The following is a 6,436-nucleotide window of genomic DNA, read 5'->3' on the forward strand; positions in this document are numbered from 1 at the left end:
CCGCCGCGCGCAGTCGAAAATCGATGCATTCGCAAGGCGGAACGCTTATATCAGCCGGGCACAGAGATCGCAGGCGCGCGCCCGGCGCACCATCCTCACGTCGTCGGGCCGGAAGAACCCCAAACGAACGCCTCGCCTGCTAGAGGAAGTTCATGTCCGACAACGAGAATTTCGAAAGCGCCGACGCGTACGGCGCCGAGTCGATCCGGGTGCTCAAGGGCCTCGACGCCGTGCGCAAGCGGCCCGGCATGTATATCGGCGACACCGACGACGGCTCCGGCCTGCACCACATGGTCTACGAGGTCGTGGACAACGCCATCGACGAGGCGCTCGGCGGGCACGCCGACCTCGTCACCGTGACGCTGAACGCCGACGGTTCGGTGACGGTCTCGGATAACGGCCGCGGCATCCCGGTGGACATCCACAAGGAAGAGGGCGTGTCGGCGGCCGAGGTCATCATGACCCAGCTCCATGCCGGCGGTAAGTTCGACCAGAATTCCTACAAGGTCTCGGGCGGCCTGCACGGCGTCGGCGTCTCCGTCGTCAACGCCCTGTCGCAATGGCTGCGCCTGCGCATCTGGCGCAACGGCATGGAGCACGCGATGGAGTTCCGCCACGGCGACGCCGTGGCCCCCCTCGACGTGGTCGGGCCCGGCAACGGCCGGCGCGGCACCGAGGTCTCGTTCCTGGCCTCCACCGACACCTTCACCATGGTCGAGTTCGACTATGGCACCCTCGAGAAGCGGCTGCGCGAACTCGCCTTCCTGAACTCGGGCGTGCGCATCGTCCTCACCGATGCGCGCCATGCCGAGCACAAGCGCGAGGAGCTCTGCTACGAGGGCGGCGTCGAGGAGTTTGTCCGCTACCTCGATCGCTCGCGAAAGCCCATCGACGGCGTCACCCGGCCTCTGATGGTGCGCGGCGAGCGCGACGGCATCCGGGTCGAATGCGCGCTGTGGTGGAACGACTCGTTCAATGAGACGGTGCTGCCCTTCACCAACAACATCCCGCAGCGCGATGGGGGCACCCACATGGCGGGGTTCCGCGCCGCCCTGACGCGCCAGCTCACCGGCTATGCCGACTCGTCGGGCGTCTCCAAGCGCGAGAAGGTCGCGCTCACCGGCGAGGATTGCCGCGAGGGCCTGACCGCGATCGTCTCGGTGCAGGTGCCGGACCCGAAATTCTCGTCGCAGACCAAGGACAAGCTGGTCTCGTCCGAGGTGCGCCCGGCGGTGGAGAACATCCTCAACGCCGGCCTCTCGACCTGGCTGGAGGAGAACCCGTCGCAGGCGAAGTCCGTGATGGCCAAGGTCGTACTCGCGGCGGCGGCCCGCGAGGCGGCCCGCAAGGCGCGCGAGACCATCACCCGCAAAGGCGCGCTCGACATCGCCTCGCTGCCCGGAAAGCTCGCCGACTGCCAGGAGCGCGACCCGTCGAAATGCGAGATCCTGCTTGTGGAGGGCGATTCCGCCGGCGGCTCGGCCAAGCAGGGTCGCGACCGCACCTTCCAGGCGGTTCTGCCGCTGCGCGGCAAGATCCTGAACGTCGAGCGCGTGCGCGCCGACCGGATGCTGTCCTCGGCCGAGATCGGCACGCTGATCACGGCGCTCGGCGCCGGCATCGGCCGTTCGAGCACGGACCGCGAGGGCTTCAACCCAGAAAAGCTGCGTTACCACCGCATCATCATCATGACGGATGCCGACGTCGACGGCTCCCACATCCGCACGCTGCTGCTGACGTTCTTCTTCCGCCAGATGCCCGAGCTGATCGAGCGCGGCCACCTCTACATCGCCCAGCCGCCGCTCTATAAAGCCGAGCGCGGCCGCCGGATCATCTACCTTAAGGACGAGCGCGCCCTCGAAGACTACCTGATCGACCAGGGCGTCGAGGGGGCGATCCTCCGGCTCGCTTCAGGCACGGAGTTCGGCGGCGAACAGCTCAAGGTGCTCGTCGAGGAGGCGCGCGCCTTCCGCAGCGTCGTCCAGGGCCTGCATACCCGCTACGACCGCTCCGTGGTCGAGCAGACCGTACTCGCCGGCGCCCTCTCTCCGGAGATCGCCGACAACGTCGGCGAGGCGGAGGCCCTGGCCGACGTCGTCGCCAAGCGCCTGGACCAGATCGCCGAGGACATCGAACGCGGTTGGGTCGGCGAGGCGAGCGAAGGCGGCTACGCCTTCAGCCGGACCCTGCGCGGCGTGCGCCAGGTCTCTACCCTCGACGCCTCGCTGATCGCCTCGCAGGAGGCGCGACGGCTGCATGCGCGTTCGCCGAACCTGCGCGAGATCTACCACGAGCCGGTCGTGCTCGCGCGCAAGGGCGACGAGGAGATTCTGCACGGCCCCGTCGGCCTGTTCGAGACGATCATGGCCTTCGGCCGCAAGGGCTTGCAGCTCCAGCGCTACAAGGGCCTCGGCGAGATGAATCCCCACCAGCTCTTCGAGACGACGCTGGACCGCGAGACCCGCTCGCTGCTGCAGGTGAAGGTCAAGGACACCCAGGATGCCGACGACCTGTTCGTGAAGCTCATGGGCGATATCGTCGAGCCGCGCCGCGAGTTCATTCAGGAGAACGCCCTGAACGTGGCCAACCTCGACGTGTGAGGCGGGGTCGCCGTCACGCCGGGCATCGTTCCGCGGTCTCGTTCAATCCGTCTCGCCCCTGAGCGGGCGGGCCAGGAGCCGGGCCACGACGCCGTCGACGTCGGAGGTGCCCGACACCACGTCGGCCACCGCTTCCGCCACCGGCATCTCGACGCCCTTGGCGCGGGCGAGGTCGATCAAGGCGGCCGCGGTGAAGGCGCCTTCGGCGAGCTTGCCGCCGGATGCCTTTTCGGGGGAGGCGCCGCGTCCGAGGCGGTCGCCGAAGGCGAAGTTTCGCGATTGCGGCGAGGAGGCGGTCAGCACGAGGTCGCCGAGGCCGGACAGGCCCATCAGCGTCTCGGGCCGGCCGCCATAGGCTTTCGAGAACCGCATCAGCTCCGCGAAGGCGCGGGCGATGAGGGCGGCCCGCGCGCTCTCGCCGAGGCCGCGGCCGGCGACGATGCCCGAGGCGATGGCCAGCACGTTCTTGCCGGCTCCGCCGATCTCGACCCCGCGCACGTCGTCGGTGTGGTAGAGCCTGAAGGCTGGCCCCGAGATCAGGCCGGCGAGCCGGGCGGCTTTCGCGCCGTCGGCGCAGGCGAGCGTCACGGCGGTGGGCAGGCCGCGGGCGACGTCGGTGGCGAAGCTCGGGCCGGACAGCACCGCGACGGTCGCCCCCGGCAGGACCTCGGCGGCGACGCCGCTCATGAACGAATCCGTGCCGCGCTCGATGCCCTTGGCGCAGAGCACCAGGGCCGCGCCGCCGAGATGCGGCCCGAGCTGCCCCAACACCTCGCGCAGCGTCTGCGCCGGGGTCACCAGCAGCACCGTGCCGGCCTCGACGAGACTCGCCTCGTCGCTCGTCGCGCGCACCTGCTCGTGCAGGGGGATGCCGGGCAGGTAGCGGGTGTTGTCGCGGGTTTTCTGGAGCCGGTCGGCGCTGGCGGGATCGCGCAGCCACAGGGTGACGTCGCGTCCGGCGCAGGCCGCGGCATTCGCGAGCGCCGTGCCCCATGAGCCGCCGCCGACGACGGCGACGCGGTTGGCTCGTCCGTTCTCGACGCTCATGATGCCTCCCGGCTCAGCAGGTTTCGGAAAGGTGCCCCGCGGCTTTCCGATGAAAACCTGCGACGACAGAAAAAGCCAAGCAGATCAGTGTTGGCCTGCCAACGCGGGTCTGCCTGGTTCTCGCCGGCACCCTCGATCCTCCCGCCACCGCCGTCAACGCCGCGATCAGGCCGTGACGGGCTCGGAGCCCGCGCCGCGGATGCCGAGCCGCTCGCAGAGCCGCAGGATGTTCATCATCAGGCGGTTGACGATCTCGGTCTCGTTGCCGCCGTTGCGGACGTCGAGGCCGTATTTCAACGTCACCTCGATGCCGTCCTGGCCAAGCGCCGAGACCGCGACCGAAGTGCGCTCCGGCGTCGATTCGGGGATCTCGGCGACGAGGTCCCGCACGCCCGAGACCAGCGCCTCGATCTGCGGCACGCTGGTCTGGTAGGGGATCGGGAGCTTGGCCGAGTTCAGGTGGAAGCGGCGGGTGCCGAGGTTGTTCACGGTGGCGTCCGAGAGCTTGCCGTTCGGCACGATGATCAGGCTGTCGTCGGCGGTGCGCACGCGGGTCGATCGGATGCCGACATGCTCCACCGTGCCCTTGGTGTCGCCTGTGGCGATCCAGTCGCCGCGCCGGAACGGCCGGTCGATCGCCAGGATGCCGGCGCCGAACACGTTCGACAGGGTTTCTCGCGAGGCGAAGGCGACGGCGAGGCCGCCGATGGAGAGGCTGGCGATCACGCCCTCGTAGGGTAGCGAGAGCTGGATCGCGATATAGGTCAGCCCTGCCGCCACCAGCGCGATCTTGAGGGCGCCGAAGCCGAGGGAGACCAGGATGTTGTCCATGGTCATGCGGCCGCCCTCCCCACCGGTGAAGTAGCGCATGACGACGGCGTCCACGAGCCGCCAGCCGAGCCACATCACCGAGAGTGCCAGCATCACGCCGGTCACGCCCACCGAGACGCGGGTGGCGAGGTCCGGCAGGCCGAGTGCCGGAACGAGGGCGTTGTAGACGACGAAGGTCGCCGTGCCCCAGAGCGGCCAGCGGAAACCTTTTCGCGTGGCGGCCGGGTCGGCTTCACCCACCGCACGCACCAGGAAGGCCAAGAGAACGCGTGCAAAAATCCAGCCGAAGCCGATCGCGGCCATGATCACGACGGCCCAGCCGGCGATCTGCCAGGCCTCCAGCGGCCCGACTTCCGTCAGCATCGGCGCGGCGACGCCGCGCACCCATTTGCGCACCTTGAAGAACACCGAGGGCGGCGCCGGCAGGCCCTTGGCCTCGGCCGTCGGCATCTCCTCGACCGCCACATAGAGATCGCGCGCCTTGTGCACGGTGTCCGAGGTGAACTTCCAGCTCATGCCGTCGCCGGTACCCTTCGGCGCGATCACAATGCGCCCTTCCGGGTGGCTGAAGACGACGAAGGGCTCGCGGTTCTCGGGGTCGTCCGAGATCTCCTGGGGCGCCATCACCCCGATGCGGTTCACGACACCGTTGAGATATTGCAGCGCCAGCACGCCCTGGTCGTCGCGCACGGCCTCGCTGAGTTCGGAGGTGTCGAGGCTGGCGAGCGCCTGGGCGCGGCCGCCTGCGTTCCACTCCGAGAAGGCGCGGGTGAAGCTGCGCATGGCGTCGCGCGCGTTGCGGCGGAGCTTGTACGCCTCGGGGCTCGGCGGACGGCCGCCGGAGCGGGCGAACAGCGCCTTGCGGGCGGCGTCCAGCGTCGCCTCGTCGGGCATCGCCACGAACCATTTCTCGTTTTTTCGGACGAGTTTGAGCGGCAGGCTCGCTCCGGTGCCGGCCTGTTCGAGCTTGAGCTCGACCGTGTCGGATTCGGTCTTCCGGCCGGGCACGCCGTGCAGGCGGAACGTGGTCTGGTCGACGAGGTTGAACAGCGTCTGCGCCTGGCCGAGCTTCTGCTCCGGGTTGACCGATCCGGCGTCGTTGCCGAAGTCGATCACGGCGACCGCGCGCGTCATCTGGTCGGGCGCATCGTAGCGGGCGCTGTTGCCGGCCTCGACGAAGGTGCGGAGCGCCTGACGCGGGCCGCGCTGGTCGAGCCCGAGGGCCTCGGGGCTGCTGGGAATGCGTCCGCCGGTCCACCACTCGCCGGTATCGAAGCGGCCCATGAAGGACTGGCCGTCATTCGCCAGCACGAACTCGATGCCGCCGGAGCGCGTGCCTTGGATCCAGCGCCCCTTCAGCGTGCGCCCCTCGACCTCTCCCTCGATCGAGCCGTCGTAGGAGAGATAGCTGCCGTGGACGTGGCTGCCTTCTTGCTGCAGCGCCATCCGCGCACCGCCCTGCCGCCAGCGTGTGTTCCAGGTGCCGCTCCAGCTCGGATCGGCGGCGGAGGCCATGGCGGGCAGGAGGGCGACGCTGAGGAGGACGAGCAGAAGGCGGACGGCGACGTGCATTGCGTTCCGGAGACTATGGATGATCGCCGGAAACTAGTCGGCGATTTCGCAAGGTCAACCGCTCGGTCTGAGGCCACGTTTTGGCCTTATTTCATCGGGCGCTCCGACTTAATCAATCTAGACAGTGTATAAAATGTTTTTAGATTTCGAAAAATCCGAAGTGATTTAGGGGAAATCTTCGAGAGTGCCTTGATCTCAATAGCGATCGATCTGGCGCATGAGCCTCAGCCCCTTTCCCGGATCACCTTCTGCTGCCCTGCAGGTGTCCGGGAAAGGGGCGGAAATCTATGCGATTACGCCGCCACCGGCGGTAGCGCGAAAGGCCAGCGGGCGCGGGCGGGCGCGGTGAGGTCGTCGACGAGGCCGGCGCGGAGGCGCTCCAGGCC

3 protein-coding genes are annotated in these 6,436 nt (G+C 68.6%); 1 reads left to right on the forward strand and 2 read right to left on the reverse strand.

Going from position 1 to position 6,436, the window contains the following annotated elements; translation table 11 throughout:
- The first annotated feature begins 152 nt into the window (after nucleotides 1-152).
- A complete protein-coding gene (gyrB, locus tag FV217_RS15050) occupies nucleotides 153-2,600 on the forward strand; it encodes a DNA topoisomerase (ATP-hydrolyzing) subunit B (RefSeq protein WP_147817992.1) in 2,448 nt (815 codons plus the stop codon).
- 42 nt (nucleotides 2,601-2,642) lie between these two features.
- On the opposite strand, the gene FV217_RS15055 is transcribed toward gyrB, so the two are convergent.
- Together FV217_RS15055 and FV217_RS15060 are read right to left on the reverse strand one after the other, a co-directional pair.
- Nucleotides 2,643-3,647: an NAD(P)H-dependent glycerol-3-phosphate dehydrogenase gene (locus FV217_RS15055; RefSeq protein WP_147817993.1), complete on the reverse strand. Its 1,005-nt coding sequence runs from the start codon at nucleotides 3,645-3,647 to the stop codon at nucleotides 2,643-2,645.
- A 165-nt stretch (nucleotides 3,648-3,812) separates the two neighbouring features.
- The gene (locus tag FV217_RS15060) at nucleotides 3,813-6,050 is read right to left on the reverse strand and encodes a mechanosensitive ion channel domain-containing protein (protein ID WP_147817994.1); all 2,238 of its coding nucleotides are present in this window, start codon (nucleotides 6,048-6,050) and stop codon (nucleotides 3,813-3,815) included.
- Nucleotides 6,051-6,436 lie beyond the last annotated feature (386 nt).

Source organism: Methylobacterium sp. WL9 (assembly GCF_008040035.1).
Classification (GTDB): Bacteria; Pseudomonadota; Alphaproteobacteria; order Rhizobiales; family Beijerinckiaceae; genus Methylobacterium; species Methylobacterium thuringiense.

Excerpts from the sequence above, each read along its gene's own strand:
- gyrB (WP_147817992.1), top strand. The coding sequence starts at position 153 with ATGTCCGACAACGAGAATTTCGAAAGCGCCGACGCGTACGGCGCCGAG.
- FV217_RS15055 (WP_147817993.1), bottom strand. The coding sequence starts at position 3,647 with ATGAGCGTCGAGAACGGACGAGCCAACCGCGTCGCCGTCGTCGGCGGC.
- FV217_RS15060 (WP_147817994.1), bottom strand. The coding sequence starts at position 6,050 with ATGCACGTCGCCGTCCGCCTTCTGCTCGTCCTCCTCAGCGTCGCCCTC.